Below are 21,651 nucleotides of genomic sequence, written 5' to 3'. Positions count from 1 at the left end.
ATGGATTGTCATACGATGACCGTCCAGTGCCTACCGGGGCGGCAGGAGTTTTCTGGTCTGGACCATGTATCCGTTTTTGTTTTTGAACTCTTCAAATTCCCCGGTGAGTTTATTTAGGACATTGATGTCTTCGATGGGCTCGATATTCAGATTATCAGAGACCAAAAATACCTGGCCGTCGGACAGGAAGTACTCCCCATGAATGTAGTCCATCAGTTGATTTTTATTTCTCATCAACGGCATAGCAATGAGCGACTGGAAGGTACGCGCGGTATCCAGCACCTGACCCTGCCAGATGACTTCCTCGGGGAGTGTGACTAGGTTTTGTTTTTCGAGCAAAGCCAGTAGCGAAGGGGTGATTTCATAGTGGCTGGTGACGCCTTTGAAATAGTCTCGCCGACTGAGCATTGGAGAATAAATCATGAGAGGCACGTGAAACCGATCCAGTCGGGAGGACATCGGGATCTCAGGCAGACGGTGATCCCCGGTGATCACAAAGATGGTATTGGCAAACTCAGGACGCTTCTTGTACTCTTCAAAAAACAGCCTCACAGCGTCATCTGCATAGAGAATCGTCATGTAGACGTCTTCGTAGGTGAGGTATTCCCGGATTTTTTCCTCATCCAGCTTCAGGTAATTGCTGAGATGATCCCTGATTTTCTCCTGATAGACTTCCCTCTGCGGTACCAGATAGGGGTCATGCGAAGTCAGGGTCTGAAATATTCGAACCTCAGGTGAAGGAGCCTTGACCGGGAGTGTTTCGATCCCATATAAGAATAGATCCTTATCGGTATATCCCCAAGAAAATCCGCTGTTTGTGGGCGCTTTCTCAAAGCTGGCCGGGAAGCTCGATTCGTCCACAATCAGGTTTACTCCCTGATATTCTAAGAAATCCAGTTCGTTATCAAACTTCGCATCGCTTCCGGTAAAGAACCTGGCCTCATACCCGTTTTTCTTCAACACGCTCAGGAGAGAAATGTGGGGAGGGAATTCTTCGTAAAGTTCCAGAAAGCCCTTTTCTCCAAATGGTAGGCCACCGAAGACGCCCGGCAGCAGGCCGAAGGTCCGGCCGGTGGAGGAGAGGGCGTTAGTCCACACCAAACTGTGCTGTTCCAGTGAATCCAGAAAGGGCGTAAAGCTTCCCAGATAGGCGTCCTTGCCCGAATAAGCCTTGCCAAAGCTTTCCATAAACAGAAAGACAATGTCCGGAGCTTGCGTCAGACTGTCAAAAAACGGACTGAGCACATCCGGATAGTTGCTTTTGTGAACAAAGGGATAGGTGTCGTCGGTAAATTCCTTCTTGACGAGCAGGTCATCGTTGGTGGCGCGTAGATAAAAGTCGAAATAAAACTCTCCGCCATACATCAGTTCGTCGAAGGTCTGCTCCGAAAGGTACCTCGACTTATTTAAGGTGATGTTCGTCTTGGTTTCGTCGGTATCCGATTCTTTGGAATTCGGCCACAACGCGATCAGTAAAAGCGCAGACATATGAATCCCAGAGAAGATGAAAAGTGTCTTAAGTCTAAAATTGCACACCCGGATCCCGAGGTAAAGCAAGCCAAAAACCAGAGCAGCAAACCCAGCCAGCGCAGCCAAATTGGTTGCTGTAAACTGGCCGGACGCGGTGACCGTGCGGGACAAGTCGGCGTAATTGTATCCGAAAAGATCCTTACCAAGCGGAACCAGCGTCTGATTGAAATAAAGAACCAGGCCTAAGTGGATGATCAACAGCAGCGTAGTGATCACTTGGATGAGGATTCTGGCAAACTTGATCGAGATCAGGCTAAGGCAGACGTAGACTATAAAAAGCAGTCCCAAGAAATAGAGTACCCATACCAGATCTTGAACCAGCCCCGCAAAAAGTACCTCCCGAAAAGAAAATTCCAAGACATAACCCCGAAAGACGAGCACCGTTTCGGCGATTCTGGAGATAGCCATCAAACCGATGAAAGTCAGCGAAATCCCCCAGAAATTTCTGAGAAGAGTCTGGGCACGGAGTGGTAATGTCGAGCGGATTTCAGCCTTTTGGGCCATAGAGAGAGATTAAGTTTTTGGCGCGAGGTCGAAAAATAACCCAAAATCGGGTATCTTCCACGGTCATTTTCACTTTATGAGTAAATCAGATTTGCTGTTGGAGCTTTACTCCAATTTGAGTACGACAGGTGCTCTCGCTTTTAGCTCGAAAGCTTTGGTCAATAAGATGCTTTCGTACACCGATATCGCGCACGCCAGTTTGGTGGTGGAATTGGGTGGAGGAGATGGGAGCATTACGCAGGGAATTATCGACCGCCTTTCACCGGAAGGGGAATTGCTGGTTTTTGAGATCAACAAGTCGTTTTGTGATTCGATGAAAAAGCAATTTCCGCAGTCCAATATCACAATCATTTGTGACTCTGCCGAAAACATAGACAAGTACCTTGCCGGGAGAAAAGCCGACTACATCGTTTCATCTTTGCCTTTTATCATCCTTCCCAAAGATGTGACAGACAGTATCTTATCCAAGAGCAGGGACTCACTTGCTCCCAAAGGGAAGATGGTAATTATGACCTACTCTTATCATCTGAAGAAGCTGTTTAAGCGTTTCTTCTCCCACATGGAGGTGAAGTTTACCTTTAGAAATCTGCCCCCGGCATTTGTGATGATCTGCCACTAACCCTCGGACTATGGAGGTGCTCCGCGTAGCCATCTTGGATTTTTGCAGGAGGAAAAAGGGCCGCCCATTTTGTCCCACAGCGGTGATCCGTCAAATGTTTCCGGAGGATTGGGAGCTTTTCACAGAGGAAGTCATCGAGGTTACTATGCAGCTGTACCGCGAAAAGGTCATTGAAGTGTCCGTGGAAGAGGGCTCGCCAGACATGCTGGGAAATTCCGGAGGAAAAATCCTGATCCTCGGATTGAGCAAACCAAAATAAGCTCCTGTTTGTTAAACCCAAAAAAGCAAGCACCATGACCAACGAAACCAAGCTCCCATTGACTACCACTGAAATCCCCGACGGATTGGAACTGATCACGCTGGGAGCCGGATGCTTCTGGTGTACGGAGGCGGTATTTCAGCGACTGGAGGGTGTCGAAAAAGTCGTTTCTGGCTATGCCGGTGGTCTGATCGAATCACCTACTTACAAGCAGATCTGCACCGGCACCACCGGACATGCGGAAGTGATCAACGTTTATTTTGACCCAAAGAAAGTCAGTCTCGAAAGTCTCTTGGAGGTTTTTTGGGCAACTCACGATCCCACCACGCTCAATCAGCAGGGCGGAGACGTTGGACCCCAATACCGCTCAGCGGTGTTTTATCACAATGATTATCAGCGAGATATTTCCTCCCGCCTCAAAGACGAATTGAATGCAAGGGAAATCTTCGACAAACCTATCGTCACGGAGATCACCGCCTTCACCAACTTCTATCCCGCTGAGGACTACCATCAGGAATATTTCAATCTCAACGGAATGCAGCCTTACTGTCAGTTTGTAGTCAAGCCCAAAGTACACAAGCTGAAGAAGTATTTTGCGGAAAGGCTGAAGTAGGATCGGTCTGTGTCGGGCTGGATAGGTTCAATGTCAAAATTCATTTTCAGTTTCACCACTAATCATTTTTTCATCTACTGTTTTTCAGTACATTCCCGATATTTTTCACTGCCAACCCGATTTTTATGTACTTCACGAGCTGCCGGAGACTTGGATTTCTAGCCATCCTATTCCTTGTTGTTTTTAGCAATTCGGCCCATTCTCAGCATTCAAAAAGCGATTTAATCGGAGTGACTGTGCTGGGCGAGCTGGTCAGTTATAACGACTTTTATCCATCCGTTGGATTTGTGTTTGAGCGGAGCTTTACCAAGCGAAGTGGGATGGAGATTGGAACTTACTATCGCGCAGAAAGGACCGATATCTACATTAATGTGACCTTCGAAGATGGGAATCAAATTTTTGATGAGTTCAGCGTCCGGGAAAGCTACCTGACTTTTCCAGTGCTTTACCGGTTTTACACCAAGGCAGTTACATTGTCAGTTGGCCCGTTCGTGGAAGCCTTCGTTGGCTGGGATCAGATCTCACCTGGAACCGGAGAAGTCACCAGTTATGAGATCAGTCCCGCTGTTTCATTACGGCCGCTTCTGAAGGTCAGCAAGCCATTTTCGATTGGCAAAAACCTAAGTCTCGAACCGGAACTTCGGTTTGGAATTTCGGCTCGATCTTCCCAAGCGTTTTACGGGATTGGGCTACAGTTTAAGCAGCAAATGCTGAGCAAGACTGAATAATTGTCACCTGACCGTAGAGACCTCCTTTTTTCTGCCGGATTGCCGAGGAGATTTTCTTCTTACTTTGCCCAAAAAGACCTATTTTTACTCAATTTAACCCTTTTTGCAAAGCATGAAGAGAACCAGAGCACACGAGTCCAGAGGAGCCATCGAGCGGCTGTATATCACGATGCGCCACCTTTTCAACCGGGGCAGTTACAAGCCGATGGGTATTTCCGGTGACGGTCTAGTCAACGCACTCATGACACTCAGCCCGGAGATCTACGGCTCGGTCACTGATCCGGAAAAGCTGGAACTCGATGGCTTGCTCTATGTAATGGAGCGGCTGCCAAAAGGCATCGAGGAGTGTCGATTCGTAAGACTCGTCAGCCGGGAGGGGTTTGAGACCTCACATTTGACTCCACTGGTGCCTTCCAAACGGAAGCGCAACTGCTTCAGGCTGGACGACCAGATCATGTATGTGGAGATGACCCGGGGCCGGTCTGACATATACGACATCCTGACCCACCTCACTTTTCTCTACATCGAGTCCCGCAAGATCCTCCGCAACAGCACCGATCCGAAGGGCCGGATCTCCTCCAATTGGACGATGCTGGAGGAATTTGTCAAAAAAGAGGCCGCAGGAGAGGAATTTGACAAAGAAACCGCAAGCGCTTATCTGAGTCATATCATCGGCCGAACCTTCGAAGAGACGATGGATGCCGTGGGGAAATTCTCCAGGAGTTCCAACTCCAACAGCTTGGTTTCCATTGTCTACCACTTGGGCAAGTTAGCCTTGGACGAGGTGAATAACGGGCTCGATCGGGAGATCAGCTTTTCGGCGACCCTTCGTGAGCGGGTGGGGCATCACGTCTACGGCGAGCGTTGGGCGGATCGCATCAAGGAGACTCTGATGAATCTGGACTTGCTCAAACGTCCCATCCACATCATCTCTGCCAATCTGCACTCCGTCGTCAACACGATCTACGGACATCAGGCTTTGGGGCTGAAATCTTTTGAAGAGATCGAATCCGCGGCCATGGAGATTTCGGTGAATGCCAAAAACAATCACGGAAAGAAAATCCGCGAATATGCCCTCGCGCACGGCTTCATTGACTTGCCAGACGAGTCTGGGACAAACATCGGCGCGCAGATCATTGACACCGCTTGGCTGGAAAAGAACACGCTGATTCCGGGAATTAAACTTCCGGAAGAGCGAGAAAAAAGACCCGTCTTTGTGGTGATGGACTACGCGTTTGGAGAGCAAGCGTATGAGTGTTTCGACGAACTGCTCAAGGCCTATTCGCGGGACGGCAAGAAGTACAATCTCAACGTGATATCTACGTCTATCATGGGGAAAGCCGGTATCCTACACGGCGGCAAAGGCGACCTGATGGTTCCCAACTCGCACGTATTCGAGGGCACGGCTGACAACTATCCTTTCCGCAATGAGCTGAAGAAGTCTGATTTCGAAGGCTACGGATTGGGGGTCTATGATGGCTCGATGATCACGGTGCTTGGCACATCCCTTCAGAACAGGGATATTCTCACCTACTTCATGGAGTCGTCCTGGAACGCTGTGGGTCTGGAGATGGAAGGAGCCCACTACCAAAAGGCAATTCAGGCAGCATCCAAGATTCGCGGTAGTATCCGATCTAACGTGAAAGTACTCTACGCTTACTACGCCTCAGACAATCCTCTGGAGACCGGCAGTACACTTGCTTCTGGAGCATTGGGCATGGACGGGGTGAGACCTACTTATTTGATTACATACAAGATTTTGGAGAGGTTGTTCAAATAGCATAGCCAAGTTATAAAACAAGGGAGGTCGAGAGGCTTCCCTTTTTTGTTTCAAATCCGGTTTGACTCCATAACCGATTACCAATCCACACCCAGGGTTCGGGCTATAATCTTCCCGATTTTTAAAAAAACCACCGGAAGTTGACTAGCCGGTAAAGGTTCGATTGGAGTAGCTGAGAGAGCACATTCCAAAGGCTGTTTTGTATTCTCTATTTCGGCAAAATTTATATCTTACATTATATGACTGCTTTTCTGAAAGACGCTGCACACCCATCTTGCCCGCCATTTATCAGTTATGAATAAAATGTTTTCTATACCAGACAAGGAGCGAGACTACGAAAGCTACATGGTCTATGTCCTGACCATCATCTGGACTGTGACGATCGGCTGTATCATCTCTCTTGAATTTTTTCTCGTTCCCGAGAGCTGGCAGCGTTGGGTTCTTTTTCTGGGGATTAACGTGGTGATAGCGGCTGTCAGTCTATATCTGAATCAGACAGCAGGTAGCCAAGTCGCCGGTTATTCCCTGACGGCAATGATCTGGCTGTTTGCGACGATTCCCTGTTTTTCCGCAGGCGGAATCATGGATCCGGGCATATTGTCGCAGATGAGTGTGATCCTCACTGCCGGGTTCCTATTGGGATGGAGAGGCGGATTGACCGTCGGCTTGTTGACCCTGATTACCGACTTGGGAATGGTCTATCTGGAGGTCACGGGTGATCTACCCGAACCCCGTGTCCTCCATACGCCGTTGTCCCGATGGGTTGGAGCGATTGTTCCGTTCAGCACAATTCTAGCCTTGCAGTACTATTCGACCAGCCACTTGCGCAGCGGCCTGTCGGCTTTGGGGAAAGAGATTTCCAGAAGAGAGGCAGCAGAAAAGTCAAAAGATCAAACCCTCTACGAACTGGGTGAGCGGGTCAAGGAACTAAAAACACTCTTTGAAGTTAGCCGCATTTTGAGAGATGAAGATGCGCCTCAGGAGCAGCTCTTTTCCAGCATTGTGAAAGAGCTGCCGCTCGGGTGGCAATTCCCGGACTTGGCGGTAGCTTCTCTTTTCGTGGGTGATAAATCATTTGCTTCCCCAGACTTTGGTGTCTATGACCATTCGTTTTGCTCCGAACTGAAAACCAAAAAAGGGACGCTCGTTAAGATTCAGATAGCTTATAAAAACACACTTCCTCAGATGGAGGAAGATCCATTCTTGAAAGAGGAGCGAAGGCTGATCGAGGTACTCGTGGACATGATCACGTCGGCTTTGGACAATAGGGAGCGCAAAGCTGAGCTGAAGGATTTCAGATATGCTCTGGACATCGCTGCGTTCGTCAGCGTGGCAGGACCGGATGCGAAGTTCAATCTTGTAAACGAAAACTTCTGTAAAATATCGAAATACAGTGCCGAGGAACTGATCGGGCAGCATCACGATATCCTGTGGTCAGGCTACCATCCGGCGGAATATTTTTTTGAACTTGGAAATGCGATGGCAAATGGGAGGCCTTTTCGGGGGGAATTCTGCAACCGCGCAAAAGATGGCTCTTTGTATTGGGCTGACTCTACCATCGTCCCTTTTTTGGATGAGGAGGGGAAGATCTACCAATTTCTCTCCATCAACTACGACATCACCGAAAGGAAACTCGGCACGGAAAAGTTGAGAGAAAGCGAGCGATTGCTAAAAAAGATCACCAGCCAGGTTCCTGGAAACACCTATATGTTTGAGATAGCGGCTGACGGGACTAACAAAGTTCTGTTCAAGAGTCGGGGAACCGAACCCTTCCATCAAACCCATACTGCTGAGGAGGAGTCCAATCAGAGCGAACAGTTTCGGGAGCATTTGCACGAGGATGATGAGTTGAAATACAGTCAAACGATGAAGGAGGCTCATCGAACCGGCTCGCCGATTAGTTTTCAATACAGGATGGTCGTAAATAATTCAGTCAGATGGCGCTGGATGCAGGCGATCTCCGAGAAGGACAAAGACGGGAAAATAGTCTGGTATGGCGCGACCAGTGACATTACCTCCTTGGTGGAGTATATCGCCTCGATCGAGCAGATGATCTTTGATATCGGCCATGTGATCCGCAGACCACTATCCACGATGCTCAGCTTGACGAAGCTTGTCCAATCCGGTGAACTAAGCGAAAAAGACATCAGGGAGATCTCCGTTCATCTACACCAAGTGTCGGAAGAAATGGACAAGTTCATCCGGGAACTAAACGAGGATTATCATCAGAAAAGGAAAAATACCCAGCTAAATATTGATATCGCTTCACTGATTGACAACAGAAGCTCGCTGTTTGAGTAGGGCTGTGGCAGAAGGACGGTAAAAAGAAATACGGCCTGTCACCAAATGTGAGGAATATGCGGGTTTTGTAGGATTTTGGATCGGGCTTTATTCCAAAGACGAGGCTACAAAGTCGGGACTTACGACGAATAAACCCAGTCTTTAATCCGATTTTGCTAAGCAATTGCTCAGGGGGTGGTCAGATCCATGATCAAGGGACTTGGCATCGGACTTGTCGGATATCTGGCCTGAATCTTTTTCAGGAGTGAAGATCCATTCCCCCTAAAAAGAAGAATCCTTTGAAGTTTTTAAAAACCTCAAAGGATCCCGTAAGCTGAGCCAGCTTACTGAAGACTAGTAATTCACTTTCAAAGGCGGAGGTCCGTCAGGAATGATTCCTTTGTAGACATAGTCGCCTTTTTTCTCTTTGAATTCTGCCTTGATCTCGCTTCGCAAAGTCTCATCTTGGTATAGGTCCGCCATAGTCATGGCAAGTGCTTTGGCAGCGTACCCCATTCCTTTGTGTCCAATCGACATTCCGCCCGAAGCTACGACAGCCCAGGAGTGCCACGGAGTGCCGTTCGGAGCTGTGGTCGCACTCATCCGGATCGTCGGCACGACCCAGCTCACGTCACCCACATCGGTACTTCCGCCCATGCTGTGCTCCTGGGTTTCCTCCATCGGTTCGATCACGGAGACGACTCCGATTTGAGGTTTGCCGGTGGCTTCCTGGATCTTCTTGGCAAATACCTGCTCTTCCTCTGTGTAGGATATCGAGCCCAACGTTTCCAGGTTTTTTTGCATCACAGCCGAACCGGTGCGATTGACCAGGATCTCGTGGATGCCTGAGACCAAGGTGACTTTGTAGTCGACATTTGCCATGATAGCGGCTCCGCTGGCCATCTTTTCGACCTGCTTCCAGACAGGCGTCATGCCCTCGCGGGAGCTGTCTCTGACTCTGACCCAGATGCGGCTGTAGTCGGGGACCACGTTCACGACTTGTCCGCCGTCTTGAATATGATAGTGGATGCGAACGGTCGGTTTGATGTGCTCACGGTAGTAGTTGATCCCCGTGGTGTAAAGCTCCAGCGCATCGGATGCAGAGCGGCCATTCCAGGGATCGGCAGAGGCATGAGCCGCCTGGCCGCTAAACTCGACGATAAAGTCCACCAAAGCCAGACCTTTCTGTACATCAGTCTTGGTCTCTGCACCGGGATGCCAGTCCATCATCACGTCCACGTCGTCCATCAGTCCCGCCCGGATCATCCACAGCTTGCCAAAGTATTTCTCCTCAGCGGGAGTACCGTAGAAGCGAATCGTCCCCTTGAGTTTTCCTTCGGCAATCAAATCCTTGATCGCTCCGGCGGCACTCAGCGAAGCCACACCGAACAGGTTATGTCCGCAGCCATGGCCGGGAGCATCTTCATGAAGCGGGCTTTTGAATGGTACTTTGTTTTGAGAAAGGCCCGGAAGGGCATCAAACTCTCCCATGATTCCGATGATCGGACTGCCAGAGCCATATTCTGCTACAAAGGCGGTAGGGATCTCACCGACTCCTTTGGTGACTTTGAAGCCCAGCTTTTCAGCATAGGCGGCGAGAGCTTCGGCGGATTGTGATTCATGGAACGCCGTCTCCTCAAAGGACCAGATTTGATCACTCAGCTGGGTCATGTCGGCAAATCTGGCATCGATCGTCTGCTGGATTTCCTGCTTGAGAGGATCGGGTTTGGCCGGTTTCTTTTGTGCGAAAAGAGGAGTCGCCGAGAGCATAAATGCCGCGGAAATTCCCAAATAGAGTTTTTTCATGTGGTTGGGGATTCTTGTAAGGTTTTGTCCCAATAAGATAAGGATTGTCATCAAAAGATGAAGCGATTGAAATGTGAACGGCAAAATAGATGGAGGGTAAGCAAGATGAAAAAACGAAACTAGCCAGGTAGCTTGACTTGGAATGAATCAGATTCCAGCCTAGATTGCTTCAAAGCGCTTTGTAGATTTTTGTAATCCTGAAAAAGAACAACCCATGAATTTTCACTACCTCCCCAACTTTTCCGAGATGAGCCGAAAAGGCTTCGAACTAGTAAAAATGGACATTGACAGAAATCCCGATTTGCTTTTTTGTGTAGCCAGTGGCGGATCGCCTTCGGGGCTGTATGCAGAGATGGTAGCTCACCAAAAAGTGGAGGCTGATTTTTGCTTACGGCTAAGAGTCGTCAAACTGGACGAATGGGGCGGACTCGAGCCGGGCTCCACGTTTACTTCGGAGTTTGACGTCCAAGGCAAGTTTATCCTGCCATTGGGAATCACTCCTGATCGATATCTAACAATTGATCCATTCACGGCGGATCCCGCAGCGGCCTGCGCGCAGATGAAAGCAGAACTGAAAGGTTCTGGCCCGATTGATATCTGCATCCTGGGAATCGGAGTCAACGGACACATCGCGCTAAACGAGCCTTCTGATGTGCTTCAGCCCGGATATCACCTCGCCAAATTGGCGGAAACCACCCTAAACCACGGCATGATCAAGGCGCTGAAACAACCGCCGACTTTCGGTATGACCATGGGAGTGGGAGAGATCCTCAGCTCCATGAAGATCATATTGTTTATCTCCGGATCCGGAAAAAAAGATGCTTTTGAACAACTTCTAAAGGAGGAAGTGTCGACGCAGTTTCCGGCTTCACTGCTTTGGCTCCACCCCAATGTACACGTGGTGGTGGATCAAAGCGTGGTTTGAAGGTCGGAGCGCAAACAGTCAGTAGGGGAAAAGAGCGCTTAGCTTGGATAAAAAAAGCCACAGATGCACGGATTGACCCTTTCACCTGTGGCTCTGATTTTTTGATCGATCAATTGCTAGTTCTCTTTCACTGCGGTAGTATCGGGTTTAGGTGTAGGTGTGGTGGTCTTTGGGAGAAAACCCTTTAAGAGCTTCTTGGCTTCGTTCACAGCTTTGTCTTTGGAAGCGTCGGTCTGTTTCAGCAGTTCTTTTTTCACACTGTCCTGCAATGCCGTCGCTTTGACCTGAAGCTCTTGCTTGATACTGTCCTGTGCGGCGTTAAACTGTTTGGTCGCCTCGGCCTGAAGTTTTTCTGATTCTCCGCTTATTCGCGATTTCAGTGCGTTGGCAAGCAGGGTTTCGATGCTATTGCCTCCGGCAAGCGCGATTTTCGGGGAATTGTACGAGCCCGTCAGATTCAATGCCAGCGGAATGGTCGTGTTTTCGCTCGCCGAAGTGCCGGAGATACTTGCCAATAGCGCATTTGCCTGGCTGCCAAATTTGCCGGCAGGAATATCCATGTTGATCAGGTAATTGATCGACCCGTCGAAACCTGCTGAACCTTGGACATTTGCCTGATAGTCCCAAAGTTTGACGTCAAAGGGTTTCACATCCATGACGCCGTTGTTGATCGAGATAGGAATCGCGATGTTCTTCAGTTGCAGCGTATTCCCGTCTTTCAGCTTGGTGAGGCTGGTAATTCCTTCTAAGATTTTGCTGTCTTTCAGCGCTGCTTCAGCGACTTTTAGAAGCCCGGTTCCGTCCAGACTGGCGAGCAATGGCATCATATCCTGGCCCAGCTTGCCGGAGAAAGCCAGTGTTGAATTGAACTTACCGGTCAGATGCTGCGCGATGGGAGCGAAGACTTTGACCGAATTGAAAGATTTGAATGCCTCCGCGATGCTGAGATCGGCAAGATTCAGGTTAAAGTCAAACTTGGGAGCGGACAAGTCTCTGGGGTCGTAGGTTCCGTTGAGCCCGATCGATCCTCCAAGCGTACTCATTGAGGCATCTGAAAAGCTCAAAACCCCGTCTTTTAGAAGCATCTTTCCTTTTACCTCTTTGAGGTTCATGTTGTCGTAGAGGACCTCATTGGCGGCTACAGACATGTTGAAATCAATGTTTTTCGGCAGCTCGATGACAGTCATTGGCGCGCTCGTAGTATCCGCTGCGGCGTCTTCACTCATCCACTCATTCACATTAAACCGGCTGCTGTTCAAAGCCAGCTGACCGGTAAGTACACCGGCTTCCCCGAGGAAATAGTCCATGTAATTGGTCAGGAATCCGGTGGCTTGCACGGGACTTTCTCCAATCTTGGAGTCAAACTGAGACAGGTTTATCCGCTCCGGGGTAAACTCGGCGGTGGCTTGGGTAATCTGAACTCCCTGGGGAACATCGACCGATGAATACTTAAAGTTGGAAACATCCATCGTACCCCGTGTCTCCAATTGGTTGTAGTTGCCGGCCTCAACTGCGGCATAGGAACCTTTGGTAGCAACATCTGCCTGTATCCGCCCAGCCATAGTCATTCCCTCCATCGGGAAGATGGCCAGGATTTTTTCCAAATCCACTCCTCCGGTGATCGCTCCGTCCCAGAACAGCTTGTCGAGATCGCTGATTTTCATCTTTCCATTGACAGCTTCTCCTTCCAGTACAAAGCCGAAGCGACTGAGATCAACCAAGAAGTCGTTCATTTTTCCAGTTTGATTTTGGATGATTGCATCCACCGTCAGGTTTTCGATGGGGGCGGGGTAGTCGGTGCTTTTTGCGTAGCCGTTCGCCAGAAGCAATTTGGCGTCGATGGCCGGGATCACGCCCGCTGCCGAGTCGTATCTCCCTTTTGCGAGGGCGTTGATATCAAGATTGCCTTTCAGGGTCATCCCCTCAATGGGGAAAATCGAGGTGAGCTCTTCGAGATTCAGCTTTCCATTGAGTGCGGCATCGATGGTATAGCTGACCAAGTCGCTCAGATGAAGCCTTCCCGAGATAGGATTGCTGCCAAAGTCCAGATTGAATGTGGGAATATCCACGGAGGTTTGCTCCACAATTCCCGTATCGTTCTTTACCCGAAGGTCAAGATTTACGTTTTTGACTGGCCTCGGCAAGTCAGGATATTTGAACATTCCATCGGCCACCTTCAGCGAGATGTCGAATGCCGGAATCGTCTCGTCGTTGTAGATTCCTTTTACTTTTCCCTGAAAATCCATTGTCCCGGAAGTTTCCAGGCCATCGAAGCTTTCGGTGTAGATCCCCGGTACCAGCGACAAGATGCTTTTAAACTCATTGTCTTTGCCAGCCATCGTGACGTCTACCTCGATGTCGTCGGCAGGCATTGCAAGGTATCCGGATAGCCCAAAAAGGAAATCATTCAACCTGAAATCCCCCTCGCCGAGCGTGAATTTCATGTTTTTCATGTCCACGGTCAGATCCGTTTCGCCTGAGAATTCCTTATTTGAGAGGTAGCTGATACCTTCATAGGTGATGTCGGCAATCATCGCATCCAGTTTGATCGGAAGCTCGTACACATCCGCGGTAAATTCGCCTTGACCGATCGCATTGATGCCGCCCAACGCCATGAAATAGTCGAGCTGCCGATCGTCATATACCAGATTGAGATTGCTTACTTCGATCTGGTCCACGCCGATTTGCATCGTGCTTTCCACGGAATCTGCCGGAATTTCATCCGAAGGGATCGCAATGTCATAGTTGGCGGTACCGTCCGCCAGCACTTTGATATAGAGACTTCCCCCGTCCAGATGGACGCCGGTGAGCGTCGGATATTCGTCAAAAAGCACAGACTTAAGATTGAAATCAACCGAGACCTCATTTACTGAAAGGAGGGTGTCATTTTGAAAAGGAGCATGACCGACTATCCCGAAATCTTTGATTGTCGCAGACACATTCGGAAATCTCCGAAACAGACTCAGGCTGACATTATCCAGGTCGAGAATCACTTGAGCGTCCACACTTTGGGCAATTTCACGGTCAATCCGGGCAGCTATCTTGTCCTTAAACAGAAAGGGGACAGCGACAGCAGCTGCGATCAAGAAGAGAAATATTCCCAAAACGATCCACAAAGTCTTTTTCATAATCGAGGTTAGTTAATCCAAGGGGTATTTTTGCCTACCATCAGTTTGTATGACATGAGTCACTATGACGTGATTGGGACGATATGCGGCTTAAATCTTTGCAAGATTTAAGCCGAAGATAATTCAGCCTTCTGCGATGACGAAAAGAAATCGGGGTCAACTTAGCTCAAAACGTCATGAAAAGGTAAAATGATGAAGATGGTAAAGCCAAATGGGCTAAAAAAAAATGCCTTGGCTTTCTAATAAAGCGGAATGGACAGCCTGTGCCGTCCGCGGCGGCGGACGGGAGGACTCGAACCCGCGACCTTCCCGACGTATCGGGACAGGTATTCTAACTGGCTGAATTGGAATGGGCTAGAAACAAAAAAGTCCCAAATTTCTTTGGGACTTTAAAGCGGAATGGACGGGACTCGAACCCGCGACCTCCTGCGTGACAGGCAGGCATTCTAACCAGCTGAACTACCACTCCTAATGGCTTAGCTTTTTTCAATATTGTGCGGAATGGACGGGACTCGAACCCGCGACCTCCTGCGTGACAGGCAGGCATTCTAACCAGCTGAACTACCACTCCGTTTTATTTACTTCCTTTTGAAGTGGTGCAAAGGTAAGATTTTGATCCTTCTCCGCAATAGGTGGTTCCAATAATTTTGAACCTTTATTCTATCTGTTTCTATTTCAGCCTACTAAATTTCTGGGGTGGGGGCTCGGTTTCTGGCTAATTCTAGGGTTTGTCACTACCGTTTAATCCTTATCTTTGTTACTTCCAAAAATCACCGAAATGGTATTAGAATTCGAAAAACCCATTGCTGATTTAGAGCAAAAACTTCAAGAGATGAAAGAGCTGGCCAAAGGCCGGAATATCGACCTCAGTAGCGATATTGATTCTTTAGAAGAAAAAATTCTGGCATTGAAAAAAGAGACTTTCGAAAACCTCACCCGCTGGCAGCGAGTGCAGCTATCACGACACGCAGACCGTCCCTATGCGCTGGATTACATCTACGAAATCACCAACGAATTTATTGAGATCTTTGGCGACCGAACTGTCGCTGACGATAAAGCAATGGTCGGCGGGCTAGGAGATGTGGATGGCCGGACTGTCATGTTTATTGGCCAGCAAAAAGGCAGAAATACCAAGCAGCGTCAAATGCGCAACTTTGGGATGGCCAATCCCGAGGGCTATCGCAAAGCGCTCCGCCTGATGAAGATGGCCGAGAAATTCGGCAAGCCGATCGTCACGCTGATTGACACACCGGGTGCTTTTCCCGGATTGGAAGCTGAAGAAAGAGGCCAGGGAGAGGCGATTGCAAAAAACCTGCGGGAAATGTTCATGCTGAAGGTGCCCGTCATCTGCATTATCATCGGTGAGGGAGCTTCCGGTGGAGCCTTGGGTATCGCAATCGGAGACCGTGTGTTGATGCTGGAGAATTCCTGGTATTCGGTCATCTCTCCGGAAAACTGCTCCACGATTCTTTGGAGATCTTGGGATTACAAGGAGCAAGCTGCCGAATCGCTCAAGTTGACCGCCAAAGACATGAAAGGCAACGGCCTGGTGGATGGCATCATCCCTGAGCCGTTGGGTGGCGCACACAGAGATATAAAGTGGATGGCCGCCGAAGTAAAATCGGCCATATTGAGCGCGCTTAAGGAACTTGACAAGATCAAACCTGAAAAGCGCATCGAACAGCGTATCGAGAAATTTTGCGCAATGGGTGTGGTAGAGGAGTGATAATTAGAGCTTAGAATCTGATATTTGAGATTGCGGAACCGCAACTCCTATTTGAAAATCCAAAAAGCAATCTATCCTTCCTGGGAAAGGTTGCTTTTGGCTTTTTAACCCCAAAAAGAAACCTGAATGGAATTATACACGATCAATACAGGCTTTTTTAAGTTGGACGGCGGCGCCATGTTTGGGGTCGTGCCGAAGGTTCTTTGGTCCCGCACCAATCCGTCTGATGAAAACAACCTCTGCAACTGGGCGATGCGCAGCTTGCTGGCCGTCGACGGAGATCGTGTCGTCTTGATCGACAATGGGATAGGAGATAAGCAGGACGCCAAATTTTTCTCCCTGTACTATCTTCACGGTGATGATTCTTTGCAAAAAAGCCTTCATCGACTCGGGGTCAATTTTAATCAAGTCACGGACAATTTCCTGACTCATCTGCATTTTGACCACTGTGGCGGAGGCGTTCGGTACGGTTCGCATGGGCAGTATGAGATGACTTTCCCGCGGGCCACTTACTGGTCAAACGCCGATCATTGGCAATGGGCGACCGCCCCCAATCCACGAGAGAAGGCCTCTTTCCTGACGGAAAACATCCTTCCCATGCAGGATCTGGGTCATTTGAAGTTTTTGGATCTGGGTCAAAAAAGTCTCTTCCCTGGATTCGACTTCATCACAGTCGACGGGCACACGGACAAGCAGATGCTGCCCAAGATTCAGTACAAGGGGAAAACAGTCGTTTTTGTCGCCGATTTGCTTCCCTCCGTCGGACATATTCCATTGCCTTACGTAATGGGCTACGACACGAGACCGCTGCTCACGATGACGGAAAAACAGGCGTTTCTGGAAGAGGCCGCGCGGGAAGAATATGTGCTTTTTCTTGAGCATGATCCAGTCAACGAATGCTGCACCGTGAAGATGACCGACCGCGGTGTGCGTCTGGATCAAACGTTTCGTCTGGATGAAATCTAAACTAAAGATTGGCATAGCCTTGTCCGGCGGCGGAGTCCGTGGGATTTCGCATTTGGGAGTACTGAAGGCGCTGAATGAAGCAAAAATTTTCCCAACCAAGGTATCTGGAAGTTCTGCTGGAGCGATCGCCGGAGCGATGTATTGCCAGGGATACAAGCCCGAGGAAATCCTCAAGATTATCGTAGAAACGAATTTTTTCCGGTTTATGCGTCCGGCAATTTCTCTCAAGGGAATACTGAAGATGGATAGCGTTGGACAGCTTTTTAGGATTTATCTGCCACACGACGACTTTGCGCAGCTAAAAACAAAGCTAGTCGTGGCCGCCACCAACATTATCAAAGGGAAAGTGGCGTACTTCGACGAGGGCGAATTGATTAAGCCCTTGATGGCGTCGAGTTGCATCCCCGGGATGTTTGAGCCCATCATGATCGGGAAGAAATACCTGGTGGATGGCGGCGTGCTGAACAATATGCCTGTAGAGCCTTTGGATGGAATCTGTGATTTTGTGATCGGTGTCAACTGCAATCAGCTTCCTGCAGAGAGTAACATCAAAAACATGAAGAATCTGATCGAGCGCGCAGTCATCATGTCGATGAATTACAATGTCTACAGCCGGAAATCCAAGTGCGATTATTTCATAGAACCGCCCGGATTGGGAAGATATGGAGTTTTTGACATCAAAAAGGCTCCCGAGCTTTTTCAGACCGGATACGACCATACCATGAAAATAATTGAAGAAAACCCTTCTATCTTAGAATTGGCAAACCCCAATGCAAAACATTTAAGTTTATGATGAAGCTCCTTTCCAGATTTGTTTTTTGGATTTCAGGTTGGTCGCTCAACAACAATTGGCCAAAAGGCTTAAAAAAGGCGGTTTTGATTGCCATTCCCCATACATCTAACTGGGACATCCTGTACGCCAGAGCGGCATTTTTCCTGATGGATATTCCGGTCAGGTTCACGATCAAAAAAGAAGTCATGGTCGGGCCTTTGGGTTGGTTGCTCCGTGGTTTGGGTGCGATAGCGATTGACCGTAAGAGGATTCCGGGAGGCAGAAAACAGACCTATACCGAGGCCATGGTCAACATGCTCAAAGATAGCGATGAGCTCGTAATTATGGTGACTCCTGAGGGAACTCGTCAAGCGGTAAAAAAATGGAAATCAGGTTTTTATCACATTGCACTTGATTCAAACGTTCCGATTGTAGTTGGCTATCTGGACTACAAAAAGAAGGAGGCCGGCATCGGCCCGTGCATCTATCCCGATGGAAACATGGATGCGCAGATCGAAGAGTTAAAAGTTTTCGGGAGAACGGTGACAGGCAGACATCCTGAGAAGGGAATTGTCTGATTTGCGGGTTTTTGATTTAAGAGGGAACAGGCTGAGTTGGGAAGAGAATATCCCGAAGCTCAGCCTTATTTTTTCACTCCTTTTTGAAATCCATACTGAGAGAATTGATGCAGTAGCGGATGCCGCCCTGATCCTTAGGACCATCGGGAAAACGGTGTCCTAAGTGACCGCCGCACTTACCGCAGAGGATCTCCTCACGAACCATGAAGTGGCTATAGTCCATGTGGACATCAATGGCTTCCGGCCGGATCGGTTCGGTAAAACTGGGCCAGCCACAGCCGCTGTCGTATTTGTTGGAGGAATGGAAGATCTCGTTTCCACAGGCTTTGCACTCGTAGATGCCCGTATCCTTGTTCAGATAATATTGACCTGTAAATGGCCTTTCAGTTCCCTTTTCCCGAAGGACATGGTAAGATTCGGGATCCAATTGAGCCTCCCATTCAGCAGCAGGCTTCGTGATTTCGTAGTTTTTTTGCTCTTTCTTGCTCATACCCGATAAACCCTTTTTGCGGCATTAAAGTTTGTTTTTTTCCCCGTGTCGATTAACCCAATTGGGAGTATCGTCTATGCTTTGACGCAACATCATGTTTAGCTGCCCCACGTGATGCTGCACATGGCGAAGGTTGTAAAGCAAGATCTCGATGATCGAAAAGTCCATGGTTTTTGACCCGTTGACCCAGCGGCTTTCGGCCAAATCGGCTGTTAGATTCGAGATAAGTTGATCAAACTTTGTTTTGCAGAAAAGCAGGTATTCGAAGATTTCGGCTTTGGAGAAAATTTCTAAAGGAGGCTCATCTCCAAACTCGGAATACGTGAAATTGGCTGGAGGAGTAAAGCCAACGGGCTTTAAAGAAAGGTAATAGTCCAGGAAAAATAGCGTGTGAAAAGCCTGATGGGAAAATGCTTTCTCGGTCTCCCAAAGCCCATCGGGACAAAACCTAATGGCATTTTCGAGCATATCGATCGCCGCTCCAAACTGTGTGCAAATCGAATCTGTAACTGTTTTCAAGATGTCCATCTTATTTTTCGCTAGGAACCAAGACCAATTTTTCTTTTGACTTCTCTCGAATTTCTTGCTCGTCCATTAGCTGAGGGCGATATTTTCCTTTGACGTAGAGATTTTTCTGATCTGAATAATGCCTGCTAAAGCGGTTTCCGGAGTTGCCGGTCGGCAGGACGGAGATAGAACCGTCGACATTGGCAAAGTCGAGTATGATCCGCATCGCCGGGCCGGATGTGACTTTATAGATTCCTTCGCCATTCAGTCGAAACGCCAGTTTGTTGACAGATTCTTCGTTGGCAGCGACCGGGTCTGTCCTTAGGTTGAAGATTTTGTCCAGAGGTTTTTGGCTTCCCAACGGATGTGGATGCTCCAGTGTCACCGCTTTTCTCCATTCCCAATCTTCTGTTTTTTTGCCAAACTGGGTGGTTAACTCATCCAGTGAAGTTTTCAGAGCTTCGGTGATAATCTGCTCGCGGCTTTCCTTAGCATCCGTTCCTTTGATATCCCACCAGGGATTGTCTTCGATTGTGAGAAAATGCCGCGTGCTCCGCACCATGATAAACGTTTCCAGATACGCGTTGAAAGCCTCTTCGCCCAACTCGTCCTGCATGGCGACTTTTAGGATGTGATACTGCCATTTGTAGTAGATCGTTGGAGCCACCGCCTTCAGATGATGGTAGCCATCCCAATTTTGGAGTGCGTCCAAGGCGTCGGAATATTCTGGAAAATCCTCGCGCTTGATGTGGCTGAGCATATGCTGGGCGATCTGGGGCTGAACTTCGTTGACTGACTCGAGTTGAAGCTCCTGGATGGATTCCTGATCCCAGTCGTCTCTGGAGGTGATGGTTTTAGCGATCCTGTTCCAGCGCTCTCCGGGGAAATAATAACCTGGGAAGAGCACGCCGTTTCGCATGGTATCCGGCTGATTGTTGGCCGACGCCACGAATCCGATCTCGGGATTGATGCTTTGTGGGTTGTCAGCAAATGGATACCAGCCTTTGGGAAGAGTCTCAGGATCTGATCCGTCAGCAAAGATCTTGGAATGAACGGTTTCGCTTCGGATGGGGAGCTTTGCGGCAGCCCACCAAGCGATATTTCCCGCACTGTCGCCGTACATGATATTCAATCCCGGCGCGTGAATCAGCCCTGCTGCATCGGCCACTTCCTGGATGGAATGGGCGTGATTTAATTTGTAGATCGCTTCCAGTGCTTTGGTCGGCTCCAAGACAAACACCCACCAAGAAGCGACCGGATTGGAAGTCAGCGCCGCGATTTCTTTGGAAACGGAATTCATAATCGGTCCATGGATGGTTTCGCGGATTTCGAAGTCGACAGCTGCTTGGCCTTTGACTTGGATCAGTTCTTTTCGCGAAGAGATGGGGAAAATCGAATCCCCGACGAGGATTTCATTGGGATTGGCTGGATTGAGCTTCTCTTCGAAAAAGTCCTGGTCGTCATTTTCAAACATCGTCAAGCCTACACTGTGCTGACGTGAATGTCCGACCAATCCGAAAGGAACTCCCGCGAGATGGTTTCCATAAAAGCTAAAGCCGGGATACTCCAGATGGGCTTCGTACCAGACCGAAGGCGAGGAAAAGCCAATGTGCGTATCGTTGCTGAAAAGCACCTTTCCGGACTTGGTTCGGCTACCGGCGATCACCCAGGCATTGCTGCCTTCCAAAAGCGGCGCAGGGAGTTTATCCAGCAATGCGGAAAGGGTAGAATTTACAAGGCCTGAATCCAACCTGAGTGAGTCGGGATAATTCACCGGAATGACATGATGCTCGGGAAGGGTCTGAACGGACAGCGAATTCAGGTATTGGGGCCCGAGTTCCCGCGCTATCTTGGTCACCAGAGGGTCTGTCTTCAATCCCATGGCAAAGGTGAAACTCATATATCCGACGATCGAGTGCATGTCTTCAATCGTGTAGAGACGTGGCTTTTCTCCCAAAAGCAGGTATTCCACCGGCAGTTTTCCCTTGCTGATGTAGTCGTTTACCCCGGTGATGTAGGCTTCTGCGGCTCTTCTCCAAGGAGTATCACCCGCAGACAGAAATGCGGCGGCGCTTTCTTTGGCATGTTTTGGAATGCCCAGTGTGTGAAAAAACTGATCGACCTCCAGCAGGTCTTTTCCAAGAAACTCAGCCAGCGTACCTGATCCGACACGACGCATCATTTCCAGCTGGAAAAGTCGGTCTTGTGCGTGCACGTAACCCAAAGCCCGATAGGCATCCTCCTCATTTTGGGCGTAGATATGGGGAATTCCATATTTGTCAAAATGAACCTCAACCTTGTCAGTCAGACCTGCCAGTGTCGATTCGCCACTGTATTGGGGACTTTGGTAAAAAATAAACCCCAATACCCCTCCGATCAGCAATAGGAGCAAAAAGCCGAAAATGCCTGCAACCTTGTTCATTTTAGAAAATTTCAGGAA

General features: G+C 48.9%; 17 protein-coding genes and 2 tRNA genes. 11 read left to right on the top strand and 8 right to left on the bottom strand.

The window, feature by feature from the left end; genetic code table 11:
- Nucleotides 1-30: 30 nt before the first annotated feature.
- Entirely contained in the window at nt 31-2,034 is a 2,004-nt protein-coding gene (locus G459_RS0124655; RefSeq protein WP_026969963.1) for a sulfatase-like hydrolase/transferase, read from the bottom strand.
- Between the two features lie 76 nt (nt 2,035-2,110).
- Here G459_RS0124655 and G459_RS0124650 point away from each other — a divergent pair, with 76 nt between their 5' ends.
- From G459_RS0124650 to G459_RS29270, 6 genes are all read left to right on the top strand, one after another.
- Entirely contained in the window at nt 2,111-2,653 is a 543-nt protein-coding gene (locus G459_RS0124650) for a class I SAM-dependent methyltransferase (protein ID WP_026969962.1), read from the top strand.
- 10 nt (nt 2,654-2,663) lie between these two features.
- Entirely contained in the window at nt 2,664-2,912 is a 249-nt protein-coding gene (locus tag G459_RS28555) for a hypothetical protein (protein ID WP_035456999.1), read from the top strand.
- A gap of 34 nt (nt 2,913-2,946) precedes the next feature.
- Nucleotides 2,947-3,525, top strand: a complete 579-nt coding sequence (msrA, locus tag G459_RS0124640; RefSeq protein WP_026969961.1) for a peptide-methionine (S)-S-oxide reductase MsrA — start codon at nt 2,947-2,949, stop codon at nt 3,523-3,525.
- A 125-nt stretch (nt 3,526-3,650) separates the two neighbouring features.
- Nucleotides 3,651-4,253, top strand: a complete 603-nt coding sequence (locus G459_RS0124635; RefSeq protein WP_026969960.1) for an outer membrane beta-barrel protein — start codon at nt 3,651-3,653, stop codon at nt 4,251-4,253.
- Nucleotides 4,254-4,365: 112 nt separating this feature from the next.
- A complete protein-coding gene (locus G459_RS0124630) occupies nt 4,366-6,033 on the top strand; it encodes a DUF6909 family protein (protein WP_026969959.1) in 1,668 nt (555 codons plus the stop codon).
- Between the two features lie 303 nt (nt 6,034-6,336).
- Entirely contained in the window at nt 6,337-8,334 is a 1,998-nt protein-coding gene (locus G459_RS29270; protein WP_051315419.1) for a PAS domain-containing protein, read from the top strand.
- Nucleotides 8,335-8,667: 333 nt separating this feature from the next.
- Here the strand turns inward: G459_RS29270 and G459_RS0124620 are convergent, their stop codons facing one another.
- The gene (locus G459_RS0124620) at nt 8,668-10,119 is read right to left on the bottom strand and encodes an amidohydrolase (protein ID WP_026969958.1); all 1,452 of its coding nucleotides are present in this window, start codon (nt 10,117-10,119) and stop codon (nt 8,668-8,670) included.
- Between the two features lie 214 nt (nt 10,120-10,333).
- Between G459_RS0124620 and G459_RS0124615 the strand changes: the two genes are divergently transcribed.
- On the top strand, nt 10,334-11,044 hold the full coding sequence (locus G459_RS0124615; RefSeq protein ID WP_051315418.1) for a 6-phosphogluconolactonase: 711 nt from the start codon (nt 10,334-10,336) through the stop codon (nt 11,042-11,044).
- Between the two features lie 116 nt (nt 11,045-11,160).
- On the opposite strand, the gene G459_RS0124610 is transcribed toward G459_RS0124615, so the two are convergent.
- The 3 genes from G459_RS0124610 to G459_RS0124600 form a co-directional block, all read right to left on the bottom strand.
- Nucleotides 11,161-14,172 carry an AsmA-like C-terminal region-containing protein gene (locus tag G459_RS0124610; RefSeq protein ID WP_026969956.1) on the bottom strand — a complete coding sequence of 1,004 codons (3,012 nt, stop codon included), beginning with the start codon at nt 14,170-14,172 and terminating at the stop codon, nt 11,161-11,163.
- A 395-nt stretch (nt 14,173-14,567) separates the two neighbouring features.
- Nucleotides 14,568-14,641 (bottom strand) — tRNA-Asp (locus G459_RS0124605).
- A 28-nt stretch (nt 14,642-14,669) separates the two neighbouring features.
- Nucleotides 14,670-14,743 (bottom strand) — tRNA-Asp (locus G459_RS0124600).
- Nucleotides 14,744-14,950: 207 nt separating this feature from the next.
- Here G459_RS0124600 and G459_RS0124595 point away from each other — a divergent pair.
- From G459_RS0124595 to G459_RS0124580, 4 genes are all read left to right on the top strand, one after another.
- Nucleotides 14,951-15,898 carry an acetyl-CoA carboxylase carboxyltransferase subunit alpha gene (locus G459_RS0124595; RefSeq protein WP_026969955.1) on the top strand — a complete coding sequence of 316 codons (948 nt, stop codon included), beginning with the start codon at nt 14,951-14,953 and terminating at the stop codon, nt 15,896-15,898.
- A gap of 126 nt (nt 15,899-16,024) precedes the next feature.
- On the top strand, nt 16,025-16,864 hold the full coding sequence (locus G459_RS0124590; protein WP_026969954.1) for an MBL fold metallo-hydrolase: 840 nt from the start codon (nt 16,025-16,027) through the stop codon (nt 16,862-16,864).
- Nucleotides 16,854-17,657 (top strand): patatin-like phospholipase family protein, encoded by an 804-nt coding sequence (locus G459_RS0124585; protein WP_026969953.1) that lies wholly within the window; start codon nt 16,854-16,856, stop codon nt 17,655-17,657. The genes G459_RS0124590 and G459_RS0124585 overlap by 11 nt, the downstream gene beginning before the upstream one ends.
- Nucleotides 17,654-18,214: a 1-acyl-sn-glycerol-3-phosphate acyltransferase gene (locus G459_RS0124580; RefSeq protein WP_026969952.1), complete on the top strand. Its 561-nt coding sequence runs from the start codon at nt 17,654-17,656 to the stop codon at nt 18,212-18,214. The genes G459_RS0124585 and G459_RS0124580 overlap by 4 nt, the downstream gene beginning before the upstream one ends.
- Before the next feature lie 73 nt (nt 18,215-18,287).
- Here the strand turns inward: G459_RS0124580 and msrB are convergent, their stop codons facing one another.
- Genes msrB through G459_RS0124565 form a run of 3 tightly spaced genes read right to left on the bottom strand, consistent with a single transcriptional unit; the run spans nt 18,288 to nt 21,633 of the window.
- Nucleotides 18,288-18,704 carry a peptide-methionine (R)-S-oxide reductase MsrB gene (gene msrB / locus G459_RS0124575; RefSeq protein WP_026969951.1) on the bottom strand — a complete coding sequence of 139 codons (417 nt, stop codon included), beginning with the start codon at nt 18,702-18,704 and terminating at the stop codon, nt 18,288-18,290.
- Between the two features lie 24 nt (nt 18,705-18,728).
- Nucleotides 18,729-19,232: a DinB family protein gene (locus G459_RS0124570; protein WP_026969950.1), complete on the bottom strand. Its 504-nt coding sequence runs from the start codon at nt 19,230-19,232 to the stop codon at nt 18,729-18,731.
- Nucleotide 19,233: 1 nt separating this feature from the next.
- A complete protein-coding gene (locus tag G459_RS0124565) occupies nt 19,234-21,633 on the bottom strand; it encodes a penicillin acylase family protein (protein ID WP_026969949.1) in 2,400 nt (799 codons plus the stop codon).
- Between the last annotated feature and the right edge of the window lie 18 nt (nt 21,634-21,651).

It is taken from the genome of Algoriphagus terrigena DSM 22685 (genome assembly GCF_000429445.1).
Lineage (GTDB): Bacteria > Bacteroidota > Bacteroidia > Cytophagales > Cyclobacteriaceae > Algoriphagus > Algoriphagus terrigena.
Note: the sequence above shows the minus strand (reverse complement) of the source record. Positions and strands in the feature narration are given on the sequence as shown.